The organism is Fictibacillus sp. 18YEL24, assembly GCF_015903855.1.
GTDB lineage: Bacteria > Bacillota > Bacilli > Bacillales > Fictibacillaceae > Fictibacillus > Fictibacillus phosphorivorans_C.
The window spans coordinates 160,442-181,539 of sequence record NZ_JACZDT010000002.1; the positions used below are offsets into that span (position 1 = coordinate 160,442).

General features: G+C 40.8%; 23 protein-coding genes. 10 read left to right on the plus strand and 13 right to left on the minus strand.

What is annotated here, in order from left to right; translation table 11 throughout:
• Both HU823_RS06250 and HU823_RS06255 read left to right on the plus strand, forming a co-directional pair.
• Positions 1 to 720 (plus strand): lysophospholipid acyltransferase family protein, encoded by a 720-nt coding sequence (locus HU823_RS06250; RefSeq protein ID WP_260858206.1) that lies wholly within the window; start codon positions 1 to 3, stop codon positions 718 to 720.
• A gap of 120 nt (positions 721 to 840) precedes the next feature.
• A complete protein-coding gene (locus HU823_RS06255; protein ID WP_197221476.1) occupies positions 841 to 1,065 on the plus strand; it encodes a hypothetical protein in 225 nt (74 codons plus the stop codon).
• A 57-nt stretch (positions 1,066 to 1,122) separates the two neighbouring features.
• Here HU823_RS06255 and HU823_RS06260 read toward each other — a convergent pair whose 3' ends face one another.
• Entirely contained in the window at positions 1,123 to 1,620 is a 498-nt protein-coding gene (locus HU823_RS06260) for a YajQ family cyclic di-GMP-binding protein (protein WP_066399173.1), read from the minus strand.
• A gap of 178 nt (positions 1,621 to 1,798) precedes the next feature.
• Here HU823_RS06260 and HU823_RS06265 point away from each other — a divergent pair, with 178 nt between their 5' ends.
• Positions 1,799 to 2,596, plus strand: coding sequence for an alpha/beta fold hydrolase (locus tag HU823_RS06265; protein WP_144696788.1), 798 nt, complete (start codon positions 1,799 to 1,801; stop codon positions 2,594 to 2,596).
• A 250-nt stretch (positions 2,597 to 2,846) separates the two neighbouring features.
• Here the strand turns inward: HU823_RS06265 and HU823_RS06270 are convergent, their stop codons facing one another.
• From HU823_RS06270 to HU823_RS06285, 4 genes are all read right to left on the minus strand, one after another.
• Complete coding sequence (locus HU823_RS06270; protein ID WP_197221477.1) at positions 2,847 to 4,976, minus strand: alpha-amylase family glycosyl hydrolase; 2,130 nt, start codon at positions 4,974 to 4,976, stop codon at positions 2,847 to 2,849.
• A 269-nt stretch (positions 4,977 to 5,245) separates the two neighbouring features.
• Positions 5,246 to 6,034, minus strand: coding sequence for a helix-turn-helix domain-containing protein (locus tag HU823_RS06275; protein ID WP_197221478.1), 789 nt, complete (start codon positions 6,032 to 6,034; stop codon positions 5,246 to 5,248).
• Positions 6,035 to 6,258: 224 nt separating this feature from the next.
• Positions 6,259 to 7,473 (minus strand): NAD(P)/FAD-dependent oxidoreductase, encoded by a 1,215-nt coding sequence (locus HU823_RS06280; RefSeq protein WP_197221479.1) that lies wholly within the window; start codon positions 7,471 to 7,473, stop codon positions 6,259 to 6,261.
• A gap of 520 nt (positions 7,474 to 7,993) precedes the next feature.
• Entirely contained in the window at positions 7,994 to 8,344 is a 351-nt protein-coding gene (locus tag HU823_RS06285; protein WP_066399166.1) for a general stress protein, read from the minus strand.
• 261 nt (positions 8,345 to 8,605) lie between these two features.
• Here HU823_RS06285 and HU823_RS06290 point away from each other — a divergent pair, with 261 nt between their 5' ends.
• Positions 8,606 to 10,195: a bifunctional metallophosphatase/5'-nucleotidase gene (locus tag HU823_RS06290; RefSeq protein ID WP_231607319.1), complete on the plus strand. Its 1,590-nt coding sequence runs from the start codon at positions 8,606 to 8,608 to the stop codon at positions 10,193 to 10,195.
• Positions 10,196 to 10,242: 47 nt separating this feature from the next.
• On the opposite strand, the gene HU823_RS06295 is transcribed toward HU823_RS06290, so the two are convergent.
• Complete coding sequence (locus tag HU823_RS06295; protein WP_066399162.1) at positions 10,243 to 10,800, minus strand: beta-class carbonic anhydrase; 558 nt, start codon at positions 10,798 to 10,800, stop codon at positions 10,243 to 10,245.
• Positions 10,801 to 11,160: 360 nt separating this feature from the next.
• Between HU823_RS06295 and HU823_RS06300 the strand changes: the two genes are divergently transcribed.
• Together HU823_RS06300 and HU823_RS06305 are read left to right on the plus strand one after the other, a co-directional pair.
• Positions 11,161 to 11,391, plus strand: a complete 231-nt coding sequence (locus tag HU823_RS06300; protein WP_197221481.1) for a hypothetical protein — start codon at positions 11,161 to 11,163, stop codon at positions 11,389 to 11,391.
• Positions 11,392 to 11,667: 276 nt separating this feature from the next.
• On the plus strand, positions 11,668 to 11,994 hold the full coding sequence (locus HU823_RS06305; RefSeq protein ID WP_197221482.1) for a YwdI family protein: 327 nt from the start codon (positions 11,668 to 11,670) through the stop codon (positions 11,992 to 11,994).
• A gap of 293 nt (positions 11,995 to 12,287) precedes the next feature.
• On the opposite strand, the gene HU823_RS06310 is transcribed toward HU823_RS06305, so the two are convergent.
• Positions 12,288 to 12,458: a hypothetical protein gene (locus HU823_RS06310; RefSeq protein WP_153236725.1), complete on the minus strand. Its 171-nt coding sequence runs from the start codon at positions 12,456 to 12,458 to the stop codon at positions 12,288 to 12,290.
• A gap of 204 nt (positions 12,459 to 12,662) precedes the next feature.
• Here HU823_RS06310 and HU823_RS22260 point away from each other — a divergent pair, with 204 nt between their 5' ends.
• Positions 12,663 to 12,896 carry a YvrJ family protein gene (locus HU823_RS22260; RefSeq protein WP_082861534.1) on the plus strand — a complete coding sequence of 78 codons (234 nt, stop codon included), beginning with the start codon at positions 12,663 to 12,665 and terminating at the stop codon, positions 12,894 to 12,896.
• A gap of 115 nt (positions 12,897 to 13,011) precedes the next feature.
• Positions 13,012 to 13,383 carry a DUF423 domain-containing protein gene (locus tag HU823_RS06320; RefSeq protein WP_144696801.1) on the plus strand — a complete coding sequence of 124 codons (372 nt, stop codon included), beginning with the start codon at positions 13,012 to 13,014 and terminating at the stop codon, positions 13,381 to 13,383.
• 71 nt (positions 13,384 to 13,454) lie between these two features.
• Here HU823_RS06320 and gerQ read toward each other — a convergent pair whose 3' ends face one another.
• From gerQ to HU823_RS06340, 4 genes are all read right to left on the minus strand, one after another.
• A complete protein-coding gene (gerQ, locus tag HU823_RS06325) occupies positions 13,455 to 13,934 on the minus strand; it encodes a spore coat protein GerQ (protein WP_191755468.1) in 480 nt (159 codons plus the stop codon).
• Positions 13,935 to 13,946: 12 nt separating this feature from the next.
• Positions 13,947 to 14,378, minus strand: coding sequence for a cell wall hydrolase (locus HU823_RS06330; protein WP_137791183.1), 432 nt, complete (start codon positions 14,376 to 14,378; stop codon positions 13,947 to 13,949).
• Between the two features lie 385 nt (positions 14,379 to 14,763).
• Entirely contained in the window at positions 14,764 to 15,507 is a 744-nt protein-coding gene (gene hemQ / locus HU823_RS06335) for a hydrogen peroxide-dependent heme synthase (RefSeq protein WP_066399147.1), read from the minus strand.
• A 78-nt stretch (positions 15,508 to 15,585) separates the two neighbouring features.
• Positions 15,586 to 16,362, minus strand: a complete 777-nt coding sequence (locus tag HU823_RS06340; protein ID WP_197221483.1) for a sporulation protein — start codon at positions 16,360 to 16,362, stop codon at positions 15,586 to 15,588.
• A gap of 228 nt (positions 16,363 to 16,590) precedes the next feature.
• Between HU823_RS06340 and pta the strand changes: the two genes are divergently transcribed.
• Complete coding sequence (pta, locus tag HU823_RS06345; RefSeq protein ID WP_197221484.1) at positions 16,591 to 17,562, plus strand: phosphate acetyltransferase; 972 nt, start codon at positions 16,591 to 16,593, stop codon at positions 17,560 to 17,562.
• A 234-nt stretch (positions 17,563 to 17,796) separates the two neighbouring features.
• Here pta and HU823_RS06350 read toward each other — a convergent pair whose 3' ends face one another.
• Complete coding sequence (locus HU823_RS06350) at positions 17,797 to 18,630, minus strand: lipoate--protein ligase family protein (protein WP_197221485.1); 834 nt, start codon at positions 18,628 to 18,630, stop codon at positions 17,797 to 17,799.
• Positions 18,630 to 19,430 carry a class I SAM-dependent methyltransferase gene (locus HU823_RS06355; RefSeq protein ID WP_197221486.1) on the minus strand — a complete coding sequence of 267 codons (801 nt, stop codon included), beginning with the start codon at positions 19,428 to 19,430 and terminating at the stop codon, positions 18,630 to 18,632. Before HU823_RS06355 ends, HU823_RS06350 begins: the two co-directional genes overlap by 1 nt.
• Positions 19,431 to 19,743: 313 nt before the next feature.
• Here HU823_RS06355 and HU823_RS06360 point away from each other — a divergent pair, with 313 nt between their 5' ends.
• Entirely contained in the window at positions 19,744 to 21,027 is a 1,284-nt protein-coding gene (locus tag HU823_RS06360; protein WP_144696809.1) for an HD domain-containing protein, read from the plus strand.
• The last annotated feature ends 71 nt before the right edge of the window (positions 21,028 to 21,098 follow it).

Consider the following 21,098-nt stretch of genomic DNA (forward strand, 5'->3'; position numbering starts at 1 on the left):
GTGAGAACGATTATTTGGTTTATTTATTTTTGGGGAATTTTATTAAAGTTGATCCCCTCATTAAACCGCGTAAAAAAGTTTTACAATGCCGGAAAGATAGAAGAGCGTGACCGGTTGGTTGATCAGAAAGTAAAAGAGTGGTCAACTTCGCTCGTTAAGCTTAGTGGAACGCGAGTATCGGTGAGTGGTGAGGAACATATTCCGAAAGATACAGCTGTTCTTTTTGTCAGCAATCACCAAGGTAACTTCGATATTCCGATTCTTTTAGGCTATATCGAGAAACCAAAAGCCTTCATCTCAAAGATCGAGGTCAAGAAGATGCCTTTTATCGGGACATGGATGGAGCAGTTGAACTGTTTGTTCATGGACCGTAAGAATGTAAGGCAGTCTGTGCAAGCGATCAATGAAGGAGCTAAACTGCTGAAGAACGGAACATCTCTTGTTATTTTTCCTGAGGGAACGAGAAGTAAAGGCGACGAAATGTCAGAGTTTAAAGCAGGAAGTTTTAAACTAGCGACTAAATCTGGTGTTCCGATCATTCCCGTTACGATTAACGGTTCTTATAAAATTATGGAACAACAAAAGTTTTGGATCAAGCCAGCGGACGTTCACCTTACTGTTCATCCGCCGATTTATCCAGAACAGCATCAAGACGCTAAAGAACTGGCTAGATTGACAGAGGAAATTATTAAAAACGGTGTAAAAGAAGCTGTCTCTTAAGAGCATTTTTTAAAATGAAGTGCGAATGTTGACGAAAACAGCTTAACGAATAACCTGTACGAACAGCATGAATATTTGTTATTATTGGGATAGAAGGTAATAATTTCTAGGAGGAATACCATGACAGGAACAATTACAGTCATTATGATATTCTCAATTCCCATTATTGCAATCGTACTAGGTCATTTTCAACAACAGACGAAACTTAAACATAAGATGCTACAAGATGAGATAGAACTGGAACGTTTAAAGCATGACAACTATGTGATCGAAACCCAAAAGATGAGGATTGAACTCGAACAGATGAAACTGCTCGATTCACCTGATCAGAAAAAAACCGTATAAAAAGAGGATGACTCAAAAGCTATTAGCTTTTGAGTCATCCTTTTTGTTAGAACCTTTTTATCTGTAATTGATGAACTGCACGTCGATCGGCAGGTTTGCTTCTCTAACAAGGGCAATAATCTGCTGAAGATCGTCTCGGCTCTTTGCTGTTACACGAACTTGATCATCTTGAACTTGGCTTTTCACTTTAAGTCCAGAATTTTTGATCAGCACATTGATTTTCTTTGCGTTGTCTTTATCGATTCCAGTTACAAGCTTAGCGCGTTGGCGAACCGTTCCACCTGATGCTTGCTCTATTTTGCTGTAATCCAAGTTTTTAGTTGGTACGCCGCGTTTGATCAGCTTTGTGATCAAGACGTCTTTTAGCTGCTCTAGCTTGTACTCGTCGTCGGAAACTAAAACGAGTTCTTCACTAGATTTGTCTAGTGTGATCTCACTTTTACTACCCTTAAAATCATAACGAGTTGTAATTTCTTTTGTCGCGATATTAATCGCATTGTCTACTTCTGATAGATCTACCTGTGAAACGATATCAAATGAACTTTCTTTAGCCATTTTGTGAAACCTCCTGACGATTACTTCGTTTATATAGTTACAGTATAAATACATTGTGGTTATGTTTCCAGTTTGTACACATTCTTTTCCGTGGAAACGGGTACAAAATATAAGTTTTTATGTTAAAATGAAGGCTGGAAAATTTACAGAATGTTTGAACCACTAGGAGGAGTACTTGTTGCTTCATTACAAAACGTACACACACGAAAAAAATCATCAATGGGTGATTTTCGTCCATGGAGCTGGGGGCAGTTCATCCATTTGGTATAAACAGCTAAGAGAATTTAAACAACATTTTAATATTTTGCTTGTGGATCTAAGAGGTCATGGCAAATCACAATCCGATACATTTTTATTAAAAAAATATTCGTTTAAAGAAGTCAGCCTCGATGTGCTTGAAGTAATGGATCATCTAAAGATTCAAAAAGCACACTTTGTAGGCATCTCTTTAGGTACGATTCTTATTCAAACGATCGCAGAGCTCTATCCTGATCGAGTCGCTTCTATGACACTTGGCGGCGCGGTTACAAAAATGAATTTCCGCTCGCGGTTCTTGATTGCGATGGGTAACCTTTGTAAATCGTTCATCCCGTACATGTGGCTTTACAGCTTATTTGCTTGGGTGATCATGCCGAAAAAAAGACATGAAGCTTCGCGTTCTTTGTTTATTGGAGAAGCGAAAAAGCTTTGTCAAAAAGAGTTCAAGAGATGGTTTAAGCTCACATTGAAGATCAATCCATTTCTGCAAAAGTTAACTAAAAAAGAAATTCCGATCCCAACGCTTTACATCATGGGTGAGGAAGATTATATGTTCTTACCGCCGATTCAGGCGTTCATCGATAAGAAGAAGCACTCAAAGCTTTTAACTATTAAAGATTGCGGACATGTATGTAATGTTGATCAGCCGGAGCTTTTTAACAAAAGTTCGATTGAGTTTATTCGCAAGCAGATTGCTGCTGCACCGAATGCTTCATAAAAAATACATTGAAAGTGTTGATTTCCGTTGCAGGATGCTCGCTTTCCGCGGGGCAGGCTGTGAGCCACATTTGTTCGTTTCACTCTTAAGTGTCTCACCTGCCCGCCTGTCCCACAGGAGTCTCGCACCTTCCACTCCAATCAACTATTCAATGATGTCTTTTTAAGAAGGTTTAGTTACAATCTCCTTTAGGGACTCAGATTAAAGAACAAGAAACGACCCTTTAATCAGGGTCGTTTCTTTGTTTTCTTTAGTTTTGCCAATTATTGATCGTAGTTCCAGGGCCGGAAGATGGGGTAGTGAACGTATGATTTGTTCCGCTTTCCCAGACTACATTTCCTGCGGAATCTTTTTTGATGAACTTGAATTCTAGTGCAGTACCCGCGGGCACGCTGATGTCGTAGTACCATGTTGGATACGCTGCTATGATTTGATTGTAAAAAGGTCCAACGGCTTTTGCTGCATTCCAGTTTCCGAGTTCTTCTGTGTTTCCTACAACATATACGCTCTGTCCGTTGCTCGTGTAAGCATTGTTGATCAAGAATCGCACGGAACTTTGTGATCCAGATAAGATATCAATCGGTCCGTAGCCAGTACTTACCGTTCCTGAAGAATTTGTTACGGTGACTTGGTAGCTGCCTGCTGCAACTGCAGGAACTGTCACTTTGATCTCGTCGTTGCTCCATGATTGAACACTTGCATTCACGGTGCCTATCTTTACAGAACCAGTCGAGGTTCCGAATGCATCACCACTGATCGTGAGCGTATTGCTTGGTTTCGCCATGACTGGACCGATTCCACCGATAACCGGAGTCGAACTGCTTCCGTTATGTGCATAAACGGCTGCTTCACCTGGTGAAAGGTCGAATGCTGCAATCGTACCACCAGAAACCGTAATAGAACTCCCCGTTAAGAGACCTGTTAACTGATCAGTATAAGTTCCGGCTGGTAGCGATGTAGCAGCTCCACTCACGTTATAACTCGTAGATGTGCTTTTGTTTACTGCGACTAAGACAACATCGTTTCCAAACTGTCTTTCGTATACGTAAACATCATTGTTGATCCAGCGTTGTTTTGTTTTTCCGAAGCCAAGTGCCTGATTCGTCTTTCGCAGTGTAGAAAGCTTTTTAATAATTTGATAAGCTTTTGTTGTTTGATTGAATGATGTCATCTTTCCTCGGTTGTTCGGATCTCCGTTACCCGTCATATACTGCTCAGTTCCATAATAGATATTAGGAACACCGCGTGATGTGAGCATAACGGTAAGCGCGAGATCGGTTTTTTTCGTATCCGCTCCGCTCGTATGAAAACGATCCATATCATGATTATCAAGGAATGTTACTTGATCGATCGGCTGTTCATATTTGGTTTGGGTTTCTGTGATCATACTGTCAAAGCCATACCAATTGTCTGAATTGTTGCGAAGCACTTGACGTAATTCTTGGCCGTAACGAAAATCCAGCAGAGACATTCCGTATTTGTTTGCAAAATCATAATAATTTTGGTCGACTTCATTTTCTCCTAAGAACCATTCCCCAAATGTGAAGACAGGCTGATGAGTATTGATCGTTTCCATAAATGTTTTTTGCCAGCCGAATGGCATATGTTTGACAGCATCTACCCGAATACCGTCGATTCCCATGTTCAGCCATTGTTTGATCGCATTCTTGAAGTACGTATCTACGGTTGGGTTTTGGTGGTTAAAATCAGCGAGGTCATACAGGTTACGATAGATACCATCTTCTATCGAGGAGAAATTCGTTCCTTTGTTGTGATGAAACAGACCTTTTGTATCGTTCGTATATCCACCGACAAGTGTTCCGTTGTCATAAAGTTTACCGTTCTCCATATAGCTTGGCGTGTCCTCAGATGCTGGAGATGTGTGGTTTGGAGCAAAATCAATAATGACTTTGATGCCTTTAGCGTGAGCAGTATTGATCAAGTTTTGAAAGTCAGTCATGCTTCCGAAATAAGGATTGGTCTTCTTAAAATCCCTCCCCCAATAGCCGTGATAGGCAGTTGTGCCAGCAGCATCATTCAATACGCTGTACACATTCTCAACAGGCTGAGAGATCCAAAGTGCCGTAACACCCATATTTGTCAAATAACCATCGTTGATCTTATTGATGATTCCTTGCCAGTCACCACCGCAATATTTTCGAAGGTTGGAACAGTCGCCACTGAACAGATTTCCAGTAGGGTTATTTGAAGTGTTACCATCTGAGAAACGGTCGGTCATAATCTGATAGATGACATCTTGACCATAGTTAACTTTGTTAAAACTAGCAGCTTCTACGGATTGTTGGCTGTCTTGAAAAGGAAGGTTTGAGAACGTTAATGACAAAGTAAGTGCAGCTGAAACGAATAAACTCTTTTTCATATGTGTTATTCACTCCTTTTTTAGAATAAAAAAAACCCCGTTATTCATAATGAATAACGGGGTTGTCTGTAAAATGAACATTGCCCTCAAGTTTTTACAAGTAATAGCGCGCTCTATTACTCTCATTATTCAAATTAATGTAAACGCTGTCAATTAGGTTATTCAAGGATTGAAGCACAAACGTTGATTCATAAAGGGTAGACAGAATCAAAATGAATCAAAAGTAATTTTTGCTTGTGTGAAGAAGGTATTTAGCCTTAGATTTTCTTTTAGAGATCATTGATTTTCTTCTTCACTTTTTTCATCAAACTATTATTTAGAGTGTTCACATGCTCTTCATTTTTGACCAAAATGCGATAAGCATCAATGATGGATAGAGTACGAACCAAAATGTAGACCCCGATGGCAATCAATGCAATAAAAATCGGGTTGTACGGAGTTAAAATATCTACATCCACCCATTCTTTTTTTATGATTAAAAAGAAGATCGCTCCTCCAACAATTGAGCAAATTCCGATCATCATTACCACAGTATATTTACTTTTTATCTCTTCGTATCTCATTTTCAATTCTTTTAAAGAATGTTGGTCAAAAATCAGCATCTCTTTCTTAAGTAAGCTATATCGATCTTCTTTTATGATTCCGGCTGTAATGGTTCCGATCCCGAAAACCGCTATTAGTATCGTTAAAAGGGTAAAGATGATCGGCTCTTCTTTAAATAAGAAGTAAGGAATCGTTGAAAAGATTAAAAGGCTAAATCCAAGGGCAAGGTATTTCGAAACTTTGTTTTGAGATAGGAGGTATCCCTCAGCCATCTCTTTGCTTACATAATAACCATTTTCATTCTCAAGACTTTGTTCAACAGTATCTTTCAATAAGAAATCAATGGATACTTCAAAAATGTTACCGAGCATCAATAGCTTTTCTGTTTCAGGAAAACCCTGACCGTTTTCCCATTTACTGATTGCTTGTCTGGTTGTGTTTAATTGTTCGGCCAGCGCCTCTTGTGAGAGACCTTTTTGTTTTCTAAGCTTAAAAAGTTTTTCACTGAATGTCATAGAAGAACTCCTTTCATTTACTACTTCAATTGTAGTAAAACAATGTATGGTTTTCTATATTTTAGCAGGTGCACTTTGTTAACTTGAGGTTGCACTTATGTAATATCCACTAAAATAGGTGTGAAGGCATAAGAAAAACGACCAAGTAAACTGGTCGTTAACAGGGTGTTGATTGTTTTTTATTCAATTGGAGCGGGGTTCCTCGTGTAAATATAAATCGTGTTTTACAAACTTACAGCTCGTGCAATCGTGAACAATCGTGAAGCAGGGTGGAAGCCTTTTGTAATCAAGTCTTTGATGATGGTTGCACCTAACATGCTGTAGACGGTACCGTTACCACCAAAACCTAAACAATAATACTCGCCAAGGCGGTTAGGATGTTCACCGATATATGGCAGTCCGTCATGTGACTCACCAAACGTCGCACACCAAGAATGTGAGATTTTTGGTGAGATATCAGGAAAATGTTCTTTAATTTTTTGAAGAATTCGCTCACCGCGCTCTTCAATAAGCCCTTCATTTAAAGGCGCTTCAGCTTTATCTTCATCAAGACCACCTGCAACGATTCTTCCGTCCTTAGTCGTTCTCATATAAAGGTAAGGGCGTTTCGTTTCCCAGATCATCCATTCTTCGTACCACGTTTTCAGTGATGGGATTGGCTCTGTTACGATCGCGTACGAACGATTTAGGTCTGCTCCTAGTTGCTGAGCTAAAAAATCATTCTCATAACCAGTAGCAAAAATAACATATCGGGCTGAAATGGTGCCTTTTTCAGATTCACAGGTAAAGCCGTGAACGGTTTTTGTTTTTCGAATAAGAGGTGTGTGTTCAAAGATTCTCACTCCTGAAGCAGCTGCATCTTTCAACAAGATTTGTACACACTTATACGGGTTCACATCTGCATCGCCACTCGTAACGAGAGCGGCTGGTTTTGAAAAAGGAAAACGTGAAGAAATCTCTTGAGGTTCTAAGTATTCTACTGGAAAACCGTATTTCTTTAATGCCTCGTATTCACGCTCAAGTTTTAACGTATCTTCAGGAGAGCTCGCATAGTAAAAGCTCTTTTGTTCACGGAATTCAGGGTCTTCGGATAGTCCAGACGTCATCTTCTTTAGATCTTCTAACGCCTGTAAACAAAGTTGATAGAAATAGACAGCATCCTGTTCTCCTTGCTGTTCAATGAGTTCGTGCAGCATCTTATCGCTTGAGAATTGCAGAAGTCCTGTGTTTGCTGAGGAGCTTCCTGCACCGGGCTGTCTTCTATCGATCAATACAACATCTAGTTCTTTTTCTTGACCGAGTACATGGGCACAAAGGGCACCTGCCATGCCTCCACCAACAATTAGTACATCACACGATATATCTTCTTCAAGAACCGGGTACTGACCCGTGTTTGTATAAGTTTCAGGCCAATAGAGCTGACCATTGTGTAAATTCATAGTGACTCCTCCTCGTCTTCTCTTCATTCCCCCTATCTTCTGTAAAGAAACGCATGAGAAGAAACTTTTTCAAAAATATGGATTTTGTGTGAATACTCTAACGGAAATTATTTTAGTAGGCTGTTTTCATACTCATTGCTGCTTTTGAAAGATGTTGATTTCCGTTGCAGGTGCTCGCTTTCCGTGGGTCAGACGGTGAGCCACATTCGTACGTTCCGTATAAGTGTCTCACCTGTCCAGTTGCAGTGGCTAGCCCCTCGAGGTCAAAAGTTAAATGGTCCAGAAGGCAAAGGGCGCCTTCCTATCCCATTCACCTTTTGCTTGTCGGGGCTGAACGAGCCACTTCCACTCTTCGGACTGCCCGCCTGTCCCGCAGGAGGCTCGTACCTTCCACTACAATCAATATCAAAGAAGGAAATAAAAAAGGCTAAACAGACTTTCAGTATGAGTGAGGAAGGATTAAAATTATGCAAAAAAAAGAGCTGCATGCCCGATTGGACAAGCAACTCTCTTCATCACCTTATGGCAATGTATTTACTTTATCTTCTTCTTTTACAAACAATAAAATTTTGCCCATATCGAGCTTCTTTTCATATTGATCTGCTTCTACATCAGATAACCCTAGTTCTGTCATCTTGTTGCGAAGCTCATCGCCTCTGGACTCAAATACATTGCTGAGTGCCGTTCCGAGTCCTTCTTCTTTTAATCCGATTGTATTTACATCTGCTTCATGAGCGAGATCTTTTGTGTCATCCTTTTCGTGGGATAATACATATAAGTTGTCCTCGTGAATTCCTCGAGCTTTCAGATCACTTGCAGCTGCAATCAATTCTTGTTGAGAGTTAAATTCATGTACGATAGGTTTTACCATTTACAATCCTCTCCTTTAAACGAAGTTATAGTGTGTATTCACGAATTCGAACAGGGTTAAACATCCTTTTTCAAACGCATACCGGGATAAAAGTACTAAATTAACTGCCGGAATCCAGCTGTGTAGGCATAAATTCCTTTTTTATAGGAATATAGCTTTTTTACACCATTTTTACGAAAATCCTCTATCATTTTACATTTCAAAATATATACTTTTAATTGTTGAGTTTTTTATAAAATGAGTGATAGGGGAGTTTGTTTAATGAAAAAGACATTATCAGCTTTAGCACTTGCTTTAGGATTAACGCCAATCGGCGCAGGCGTACATGCAGAGGAACACGATATCCAAAAACATAAGGGCCGTTACTTAGATGTTCAACTGCTTGGAGTAAATGACTTTCATGGACAGATTGATATTACACGTAATGTTGCAGGAGAACCTGTTGGGCGTGCAGACTATCTAGCAAGCTATTTAAAGATGAGAGAACGCGAAAACCCTAACACGCTTTTAGTACATGCTGGTGATATGGTAGGAGCAAGCTCTCCGACATCTGCATTGCTGCAGGACGAGCCAACAGTAGAAATCATGAATAAGATGGGCTTTGATGTAGGAACACTAGGAAACCATGAGTTTGATGAAGGCATAGATGAGATGATGCGTCTGATAAAAGGCGGAACTCATGAAAAGACAGGTTATTTTAAAGGTGCAGACTTCCCATATGTGGTTGCTAACGTCATAGATAAAGAGACGAAGAAAAATATTTTCCCTTCTTATGTGATCAAGAAGGTTAAAGGAGTAAACATCGGATTCATCGGAGTAGTTTTCTCAGACACGCCGGATATTGTCATTCCAAGTGGAACAGCAGGCGTTGAATTTATAGATGAAGCACAAGCGATCAATAAAGCTGCGAAATCTCTTAAGAAAAAGGGTGTAAAGTCTATTGTTGTTCTAGCGCATAACCCTGTAGAACAATCAGCGACCGGGGAAGTATCTGGTGAACTCGTGGATATGGCAAACAAAGTAGATGATGAAGTTGACGTAATGTTTGGTGCACACAATCATAGAAACGTGAACGCTGTAGTAGATAACAAACTACTTGTACAAGCATTTTCATATGGCACAGCTTTTGCGGATGTAGATTTGAAAATTGACCGCCGCACGAAAGATATCGTAAAAAGTAAAGCAGAAGTCGTGTCGGTCATGCAAAAAGGTATAACACCGGACTCTAGAATTACGAAAATAATTAAACAAGCCGAAGATCAAGTAGCACCAATCATTAATGAAGTCGTAGGGAACACGAATCAACTCCTATCAGGAACAGAAGCATATAATGGTGAGTCTGAACTAGGGAATGTGATCGCAGATTCTATGACAGAAGAGACGGGTACGGATTTTGCGTTTATGAACCCAGGGGGGATTCGTGATGTGATCAATCCTGGTGAAGTGACATGGGGAGAACTTTTTAACGTTCAACCGTTTGGCAACGATCTTGTGACGATGACATTAACAGGAGCGCAGATCAAAGAACTTTTCGAATCTCAATGGGCAACGGATAGAGAGAAGATGCTTCAAATTTCTGGTCTGAAAGCTACATTTGATCTTTCAAAGCCAGTTGGAGATCGAACAGTTTCGATGGTTAAGAAAGATGGAACACCGATTGAGGCAGAACAAGAATATACGGTTACTGTGAACAATTTTATGGCAGGTGGCGGTGATGGTTATACCGTTTTATTAGAAGGAAAGAATCCGACGGTAAGCGTTACGGATCTCGAAGCGCTAGTAAACTATTTTAAAAACCGTGATACCGTATCCGCACAGATTGAAGGACGAATTACGAAGATCAATCAATAATAAGAAAAAAGGCAAAGCAAGTAGTATGCGCTTTGCCTTTTGTATTTCTATTCTCCGCGTTCCACAAGATCAAGTCTTCCTGTAGCAGGGTCGATAACGAGACCGTGTACTTTAATATCTTCAGGAAGCAGCGGGTGATTTTTTACAAGCTTTACACTGTTTCTCACAGAATCCTCAACACTTTCAAATCCTTGAACCCATTTCTTTAAATCGAGTCCAGAATATTTTAATGTATCAAACGTTGACTCTTCAATGCCGCGGTCTTTCATCTTGGCAAGTAGTCCATCTGCGTTTACATTGCTCATTCCGCAATCATAGTGACCGATGACCATAACTTCTTCAGCTTTTAGTTCATAGATGGCCACAAGGATACTTCTCATAATTGAACCGAATGGATGGGAGATAACCGCTCCAGCCGATTTGATAACTTTTACATCACCGTTCTTAATATTCATCGCACTTGGCAACAATTCAGTCAGGCGCGTATCCATACAAGATACGATAACAAGTCCTTTATCAGGAAATTTAGTAGTTTGGAAAGGTTCATATTCTTTGTTTTCAACAAATTGGTGATTGAACGCTAAGATTTCGTTAAGTACGGACATGATTCTCCTCCTTGTTTCTACAGAAAATAATTAAAGTATAAAAAGATTTAGAAGCATACGTCTTTTTCTATCATATTCAGCTTAAACTCGCTAACATATTCACTTCTATATTCACTATTATACAAAAATGTGGGCCGAATCTGCTCTTTTTTGTATTTGAAGCGAATCTTTTGTTGATAGAAACTTTAAAACAAAAGCACATTGTGACAAACATTTTATAAAAAGGTACGTATAATCGCAATTAACACCACATACATTGGTAAGTTTGAAGGGAGGATGAAATAAAGAAAACACTTGCCAGTAAAGTAGGGTTTAAATAGATCGGTACAAATCAACGAAAATTTGAAAGGGGTAGGGAAGATGGAAGTTATGACGTATGTACTTTGGGTTCTGCTGTTAATGGGGTCGGTTATGAAGAACTACATGGTTTCAGTTTCTATGCCGAAAACGGGACAAGTTATGATGGCGAATGAATCTGGTGTTAACTTCTTTTCGTATGGTGAAGTGAGTAACAAGAATGCATCGGAAATTATGTTTGCAATTGCCGTTCCTTTCAATAATCAGAATTTCAGTTGGGTAGATACGTCGTAGATTACATAGTGTGAAGTTTGTGTTGATGTAGTAAAAATATGTGAAATGAATGCATTGGGAAAAAGAAGGGGGTCTGCTGCAAAATAATAAATAAGGCTATTTTTCGCATTCACTATCATGCTTGCGGCAGGATCACCGTACGTGTGCTAGTGTATGAATATACTTGAGCGGAATTTGGAGCAAAAGGCAGCTTGTTTGAGCTGCCTTTTTTGGCATTTATTTTATTTATGTGATCGGGTTTGATAGAATAAGAAAAAAACAATTGTGGTGAAACCGATGAATATATCAGTAAGTCAGTTTGCAAAAAAAATAGAAAAGCATGTTGCCGAAATGAAAGTATTAGATGAGAACTCTCCAAAACTGCGCGAACATGTATCAGCCATTAAAACATTGTGCGAATTAATGTTAGAAGCGGATGACGAAGGTACAGCTGTTGACGTGAAAGGGTGGGTCCCCTCATACCCCGTTCAAAAGCCAGCCAGCCTAGTGACCGCTCCTCCCGCAAAAAAACACCAAAAGTCTATGATGGATTATGATATGGACTATGAGGATGACAATCAAGACGAAAAAGACGGCAACGGAGACTCTATTTTCGATTTTTAAATATTAGTTTGTGGAAAACCTGCTCTTTGTGAGTGGGTTTTTCTTTTTTTGTGTTGGTTTGTATGGAGGAGAGTACTTGTGGTGGGGTAGCAGGAGAGGGGATTCCGGAAATTCTGGAGATAATTCCACAAGTTTTCCCCACATTTCCCCGTTTTGATATTTTCACAAGGGTCTTCTCACAACGAACATTCTATTCCAAAAGGTTGTTGTTTTTAAATAATTTTCTACTTTCAAGGGCAACAATGAATGGGCAAAATATCCATAAAAAAAAAACAGCGCCACTATCAGCGCTGTTAGATCGAAACATACGTATTTTGGTGTTCCATTCTTGCATCTCTACGTTTTGCGATTTCAATTTTTTCGTTAATCTTTTTATTAGAAAAATAAATGGCAGTCACTGTTGCGATTAGACTTAGAGCAGCTAAACCAAGAATTGTATATATCATTGTAATAAGAAGTTCCATTTTATTGTTCCTCCTCTTATGTAATTTTTTTCTGTCTTATTTTTTGTTATTCCACTACCTCATTTATTTAAACCTCTTTTTTGTATAGGTCCTTCGAATCAAAATGAAAATATGAGAAAGGAATGATGGCAAATATTCTCCGTTCGCTTTATACTAAAATTACGAACATATGTTCTGTTTTGTTCGATAAAAAATGAGGGGTGAATGGAAATGGTCGGAGCAAGTGAATGGTTAAACTTAGTTAATCTCCTCGGAAATGTGGGCTTTCCTATCGTCATTGCGGGCTACTTGCTTTTTCAGTTTGAGAGGCGCATTCAGAGTTTAGAAGGAATTATTCGAGAACTTCACTCTGAATTAGTAGAGAAAGAAGAGCTTGAGCGTAAGATTGATCAATACGTCCGATTACTTGACAGCGAACGTCAGCCGAAAAAACGTTAACGTTCGCCTTTTTTATCATGGACAACCCGTCCGCCAAAATTTTTACAATCCTGTGGCATCCTTTGTAATGTCATTTTTCAATGGTAAGATAAAAGAAAAACAGGAGTGGAACAGGATGAAGCTTTTTCTTATATTAGGTGCGATTCACGCGATGCTTGCAGTTATGCTTGGAGCTTTCGGGGCACATGCACTCGAAGCTAAATTAAATGCAAGAAACATGCTAAATGTGTACCAAACTGGGGTTCAATACCACATGTATCATGCACTAGCCTTGTTAGTTGTCGGTGTTTTACTTGGTAAATTTCCAGCTTCAACGCTATTAACAGGAGCAGGTTGGTCTTTCTTTATCGGTATACTGCTTTTCTCTGGAAGTCTATATGCCCTTTCGACCACAGGGATGAAATTCTTTGGTCCTATTACACCGCTTGGTGGCGTAGCATTCATCGTTGGTTGGGTTCTGCTGATCATCGCAGTTGTAAAAGCATAATAAAAAGGCGCTCTCTTAAATTAGAGGGCGCCTGTTCTATGATTGCCTGAACCAGACAGGAATAATATCTATCAACGAGGGCTGTATTGGGACATCTGACCGCCTTGCTGTTGCTGCTGTTGCGTGCCATACGGATAGCTATAGTTAATCTCTTCATCAAACGTGACATAGTTTACATACACCATCAATAGCAGATAACGTTTACCTGTTTGCGGATCGCTAAGGATGATATGATCACGTCCAGCGGCTTCAATGATTCCTTTAAACACCTTGGCGTTCCATTTTTCATTGTTCTCAAAAGTCATATAAACGGTTGCGACTTTCCCTTTGTTCATCCTTAAAATATTTTCGATGTAGGACTGCTCAAGCGGAAGCTGCCCAGGTGCACCGATATCTTGGAGAGGGCCGCCGCCCATTCCTGGTGCCTGCTGACTTTGTGCCATGTCTTGAGGAACCCCCATGCCTGCCATTCCTCCCATGCCGCCACCCATCATACCCATTCCATTTTGAGCCCGATAATACTCTTGGCCGTACGGATTAAAGTTGTTCATCAACAAACCTCCCTAAAAGGTGTTAAACACATTTGGACAATCGCTTTGTTTCGGCTGATAAAAACAGTGAGCCTTGAAGCTGCCCGAGTGAGGCTGATTGTACCAAGTCTTCGGACAAGCCCCTTTTGGATCGAAAAACCATAACGAATTTCTGGCAGGGTGGAAGCGCTGACCATTAATAACCCTTCTCGCTAACCTTCTTTCATTCTCTCTTGCACCTTGATAAAAATATCCTTTGATCGTTGCTTCAAATCCCCCAGGTCTTTGGAAGACCATCTGCTGCATCGTACGAATATTTTTAAAGTCAAGGCAGTTGGAGCGAATTCGATTTACGCCGGTATTACCAACAAGGAGCATCCCTTGGTCACCTTCACCCTCAGCTTCCGCACGTATGAGACGTGCCAGCAAGTCAATATCCTTATTTGTAGCCTTAATGACTGCCAATTGCCTTCCCCCTCTATGTTGTTAATCTTGGTGTACAAGCAGGGAAACAGAACATTCGATATATGTGTATGAGCTGTTTTGGGAAACTAGACCAACGTTATGAAAGTTTAATGAAAGAGCAAGAAGAGGCTGACTCGTTTTGAAAGCAATCCTTAGGCAGCAGGAGTGAGGATGTTTGTTTAGGAAGGACATTTAAACGAGGTGTTCGTCTGAGGTGAACACTTCAAAATAATTACGAGGTAAATCTTATTTTATACGAGGTAATCTCTCATAATTCCGTACTTAAGCCACATAATTACGTGTATAAAAATATTTATCCGATTTCCGACATTCCTCGACAACAAAAAAAAGATGACTCATCTTAACAAATGAGTCATCTTCATCATTACACCTGCAAATAAGCGGGCACTGCTTCTTTTGTAAGGATGTTTCCAACATAGAAAGATCCGAACTCGCCGTAGCGCGCACTTACTTCGTCAAAGCGCATTTCGTATACGAGTTTTTTGAATTGAAGCATGTCGTTCGAGAACAGCGTTACGCCCCATTCCCAATCATCTAGACCAACTGATCCTGTGATAATCTGCTTCACTTTTCCTGCATAACCGCGGCCGATCATGCCGTGGGAGTACATCATCTTCTTGCGCTCTTCCATCGGCAGCATGTACCAGTTATCTTCGCCATCACGGCGTTTGTCCATTGGATAGAAACATACATGTTTCCATTTTGGCAGCTCTGGGAACAGACGAGCTTTGATCATCGGATCCATCTCGCCGCTCTCGTTCTGTGGATTGTACGTACTTAGCTCGACAACAGAAACGTAAGAGTATTCTTTTACTGTATATTGAGCGAATGCTGTTTTGTTAAATGCGTTTTCGATCTCGTTCAGTTCTTCCATCGTCGGACGAAGAAGCATCATCATAAAGTCTGCTTTTTGCCCCATGATGCTGTAAAGAGCATGACTGCCCACTTTGTTAGCTTCTACGTTCTCCCACTTCTCAAGGAACGTTAAAAATTCATTGATCGCATATTCTCTCTGGTCACCGGAAAGCGTTTTCCAAGCGGCCCAGTCCATCGTACGGAAATCATGAAGGCAATACCAGCCTTCTAATGTAATCGCTGCTTCACTCATCAACTATTCACTCCTTGCTAGATATAAACACGTCCCTACAAATATACCATAAGTAGGGACTAATCCAAAAAGGAGGAATTAGCTGTATTGGCGAAGCAACTGCTCGATCTTGCTCTTAACACCTGCAGGATTTCGAAGTTCTGCGCGTGACAATGTGAGGCGAACCTTCGTCTCATCCATGTCCATCGCTTCAGAAAGCATGCCGAACAATCCTTTACCTTTCTTATCGATTTCTAAGAATAGCTCGATGCTATCTGTTTGTGGAACCATGATTACTTCAAGCTCATCTAGCTTTCCAGCATATGTTCCTGATGTTGGAACATACTCAAACTCTTGTAAAAACGGAAGTCTGCGGCGCATATAACGCGGTGCAGAACCGCAGTAAGCTTTTCTGAGGCGGAATCCGAGCTGCTCGATCGCATCAAAGATCGCAGACGTTTCACTATCTGGCAGTACGCGAATCTGATCGTTATCTGTTGGATCAACAGCCATCTGAATATCAAGCCCTGTTTTGATCCAGACTGGCGTGTGGCCAAGTGTTAATGGAGCATCGTATGGAAGTTTAAGAGAGAACGGAATCTCTTGCTGGCTGCCTGCTTTAACAACAAGTGAGCTTGTTACATTCGTCTTTTCAATCGCTGCAGTATCTCTCACTTTTTTGTCATCCACTTCTCGATAGTATTCTGTCATGACATAAAGAGTGATGTGGTCGATATTTTGATCAACTTTACCGCCCTCGATTCTAATCTTTCCTGTAATGCTCTCACCAGGTGAGTACGTATTTTTATCTAAAATGGTGTCTACCTTTGCTGATCCAATTCCTACAGAAGCTAACATACGGTTTACAAAAGACATGTATAATTCCTCCTCAAAATTTTTCAAACAATTTTACGGTAGATGAACGAAAAAGATTCATAATCAAAAAAATAAAATTCATAGACGTAAAAAAATTCTAAATATAAGAACTTCTTTTATCAAGCGCTTACAACTGCATGGATAGGTTTAAAAGGTGTGAAAAAAGGAGTACCCTAATAGTGAGTGCAAAAAAGTACAGTTTATATAGAGAAAATAGGAGGCTAAATCATGAGTGATCTTTTTATAGATTTAAAGAGTAAAGTCCAATCCGCAAATCCTACAATCGTTTTTCCGGAGGGTACAGATGAAAGAATTCTAGAGGCCGCAAGTCGTCTAGCATCTGAAAAAGTTCTTCAACCGATTTTAATAGGAAATCCTGCTGACGTAACAGCAAAAGCACAAGCTGGTGGATTCTCACTAGATGGAGTAGAAGTACTAAACCCTGCTGAATACGGCGAGTTCGATGCGTTGGTTGACGCTTTAGTGGAACGCCGTAAAGGAAAAACATCAGAAGAACAAGCACGTAAAATTCTTTTAGATGAAAACTATTTCGGAACAATGCTTGTTTACACAGGGAAAGCTCACGGACTTGTAAGTGGTGCGGCACACTCTACTGCTGACACAGTTCGTCCGGCTCTACAGATTATCAAAACAAAAGAAGGCGTGAAAAAGACTTCTGGTGCGTTCATCATGGTTCGTGGCGATGAGAAGTATGTGTTCGCAGATTGCGCGATCAACATTTCACCTAACAGCCAAGATCTAGCTGAATCTGCTATGGTTTCTGCTGAAACGGCACGTGTTTTCGGTATTGACCCTAAAGTTGCGCTTCTTTCTTTCTCTACAAAAGGATCAGCAGTTTCTCCTGAGACAGAAAAAGTAGTTGAAGCATTGGAAGTTTTAAAAGGAATGAACCCGGACTTCCCGTATGATGGAGAGCTTCAGTTCGATGCAGCATTCGTTCCATCTGTAGCAGCGAAAAAAGCTCCAGAATCACCAATCAAAGGGGAGGCGAACGTATTTATCTTCCCAAGTCTTGAAACAGGAAACATCGGATACAAGATGGTTCAACGTCTTGGCGGATTTGAAGCGATCGGGCCGATCCTTCAAGGGTTGAACATGCCTGTAAACGATCTTTCTCGTGGATGTAACGCAGAAGACGTTTATAAATTAGCGTTGATCACAGCGATGCAAGCATTGTAAGTTCATAATTTAGTGAAGCCAGCTCTTTGCAGCTGGCTTTTTTGTGTGGAAAATGGATGTTATGGTGGCCGAGCTGCCGCTAAAAATACACCATCACATAAAAATGGAGTCACATCACATAAAAAAGAGCAGGCATCACATAAAAATTACCGCTAATCACATAAAAATAGCCACTCATCATATAAAAATAAATTTCAACACATAACCTGTACACTCCAAAAAGACACCATCACCCTACAGTGACAGTGCCTTCTCATTACGATCCCACATTCGCTTGATATTCCCAGGAAGCAGCTCGCTTTCCTCTGCTGAAAGCTGACCGCTGTAAAAAAGTTCGCTATTTTTGTGTAGCACTCGTAATAAAGAAGCGTGTATATCTGCTACGGTTAACGGTTGTCCAAGCAGTTCTGCTAAACTGGCCATCACATCTGGCTCAATCACCGGATATTGAAACTTTGTATCCTCACCAGCTAAACCACGTTTATAAAACTCTCCGATCACGGACGCGCGCTCTGAACCGCTGCCGTCCACACATAAGTAAATCTGTACCGCAACACCGCCGCGCATACGCCGTTGAGAGATTCCTGCAAACTTTTTGCCGCCGATACTTAAATCATAACTTCCCGGGCAATAAGAGCCGACGATCTCGTATGCTTCAAACTTCGCATTATATGGTGCAAGAAGCTCTTCCACAAGTGCCGTCATAGTATCGTAGCCTTGATTGATATCAATCGTTCCCTCTTTTTCAGGAAGAATAAGCGAGATGTTCAACACACCGCTATCGAGTACCACAGCAAGCCCGCCGGAATTCCTTACAATTGCCCGGTATCCTTCTGACTCTAAAAACTCAATCGCCTCTTTTAGGTGAGGAAGACGTGTGTCTTGTATGCCGAGGACGATCGTATCGTGATGCACCCAAGTGCGTGCTGTCGCCGGAGAATCACCGCTCCCGATCGACGTGCAAAGCGTATCATCTGTCGCGAAAGACTGCCGTGCATCAAAAGACGGACCGAGTGTAGACTGGTCGATCAACCGCCAAACAGGCTGAGAGAGTAGATAATCTGTCATTACAATTTCTCCGCTACGATGATGAACGATTTTGGAATGCCGCGGTCGAGTTCGTCTGGGTGTGGTTCTTCAACGAGCTGTTTGATCCAAAGTCCGGCTGATCCGATGGCAGTTATGATCTCGCCAAGCGTCCACTGGCGAATCTGTACTTGAAACGGTGCGCGTTCTTCAGAAGTCGCATACTGAAGTTCTGGTAAAAATTTCGAATAAGCTACGTCTGTTGTAACAAGCTCTTCACTAAAATAATCTCCAGAAACTTTATGCTTTCTAACAGCTTGGCTTTTTCCTTGAGACTCTATCAACTTTGTAGAAACAGGGTGGAAGTCTTGCAGGATCAAAGTTCCTCCCTTTTTCAAAAGTCCTGTAACAACGCTGAAGTATTCGTTCAGATCGGCAAAATAGTGCAGAATGCCGTTTTCCATGAATGCCATATCATAATCGCCTGTCATTTCGAATTGAGGCAGATTTAAAATATCTTCTACCACATAGCGGACATCAACGTTAGCGGCAGCAGCCAGTTCTCGCGCATACGCTGCGTTCGAATCAGAGATGTCGATCACTGTCGTCTCTGCTCCAAGAAGAGAGAGTGCTACTGCTTTACTGCCGTGTGAACCTAAGAGATTCACGATCTTTTTGCCTGAGACTTCACCAATGTACTGATCTAATGGCTGAAGTCTGCGTTTCGGATCTTTTAGAATACGAGAAACTGCTTTCTCCGGCACGCCAAAGCGGTTGACCCATGCTGTATAAGAGCTGTTGCTCCAAGCTTGTCCGTTTCTAATTCTTCGATCTTGATCCATGATGAGTTCCTCCTGAAATCTATATAAAATCTATCATTTCCGTTATAAGCCTTATCTAGTATAACCCAAATATGAACGGTAAGAAAATGGTGTGAATGTGGTGTCTTTTACCGATAAAAAGGGAGTACGGATAGCAAAAAATAGTGGTTGTTTTCAAAGTTAAGAACACGATACAATAGGGTATATTCTAGTAGTTACAACACGATACTTATACAGAAAATACCTTCTTAGCTAGATAGACCAAGGAAGGGATTTTTCTTTTTTACGAGAATTCTTACCTATAAATGCAGGTGAAGGAGCAGGAAAAAAATCAATGGCTAAACTCTTAGGAAAGTTGCACGAAGAGAAAGTATTTAAAGACCCAGTGCATCGTTACATCCACGTGCGTGATGAACTGATCTGGCGTCTGATCGGTACGCGCGAGTTTCAAAGACTGCGAAGAATTCGTCAGCTTGGGACGACATACTTAACATTTCATGGAGCAGAACATAGCCGTTTTAGCCATTCTCTTGGTGTTTATGAGATTACGAGACGGATCATTGATATTTTTCAAGAAAAGAAAACATGGGACCCAGAAAAGCGTCTGCTCGTTCTTTCCGCGGCTCTTCTACATGATGTAGGACACGGTCCATTCTCACACTCTTTTGAAAAAGTGTTCGGTGTGGATCATGAGGAATTCAGTAGAGACATTATACTAGGCGATACAGAAGTTCATCGCGTCCTTTTGCAGATGGGAGAAGATTTTCCTGTACAAGTAGCAGAAGTGATCGCGAAAACACATAGAGATAAATTAATCGTCAGTCTGATTTCAAGTCAGATTGATGCAGACAGAATGGATTACCTTTTACGAGACGCTTATTTTACGGGAGTGAGCTACGGTAATTTCGATATCGAGCGAATCCTGCGTGTGATGCGTCCGACTGAAGAGGGCGTCGTTATAAAATCAAGCGGCATGCATGCGGTAGAAGACTATATCATGAGCCGCTACCAGATGTACTGGCAAGTATACTTTCACCCTGTAACGCGCAGTGCGGAAGTCATATTGAGTAAAATTTTGCACCGAGCGAAGGAACTGTATGAAACAGGGTATACATTCAAAAGAGAGCTGTCTCATTTTAAAACGCTGTTTGATGGTAATGTTTCGCTTCACGATTATATTTCGCTCGATGAAGGTGTAATCCACTATTACTTCCAAGGATGGATGGAAGAAGAGGACTCAATTCTAAGCGATTTATGTCATCGCTTCATCGACCGAAAACTATTCAAGTATACCGAAATGGTCTCCTTTACGGACGGTCACTTGCTGTCGAGTTACTTTACAGAGGCAGGCATCAATCCGAAATATTATTTAGTCGTCGATTCATCGTCAGATCTGCCATACGACTTTTACCGCCCTGGAGAAAAAGAAGAGCGTCTGCCGATCAACCTATTAAAACCAAACGGCGATATCCGTGAGCTGTCCAGAGAATCAGACGTCGTCGAGGCAATCTCCGGTAAACGCCGAACCGATCACAAACTCTATTATCCCCTCGATCTGATCGAAGCGATTGAGGATAAAACGCTTAAAAGTAAAATTAAAGAGATTTTGAATAGGTAGTGTGTTTAACAGTCGATTTGACTATCAGATTCACTTCAAGTTGTTGTTTGTTACTAAAAAGACATCACTGA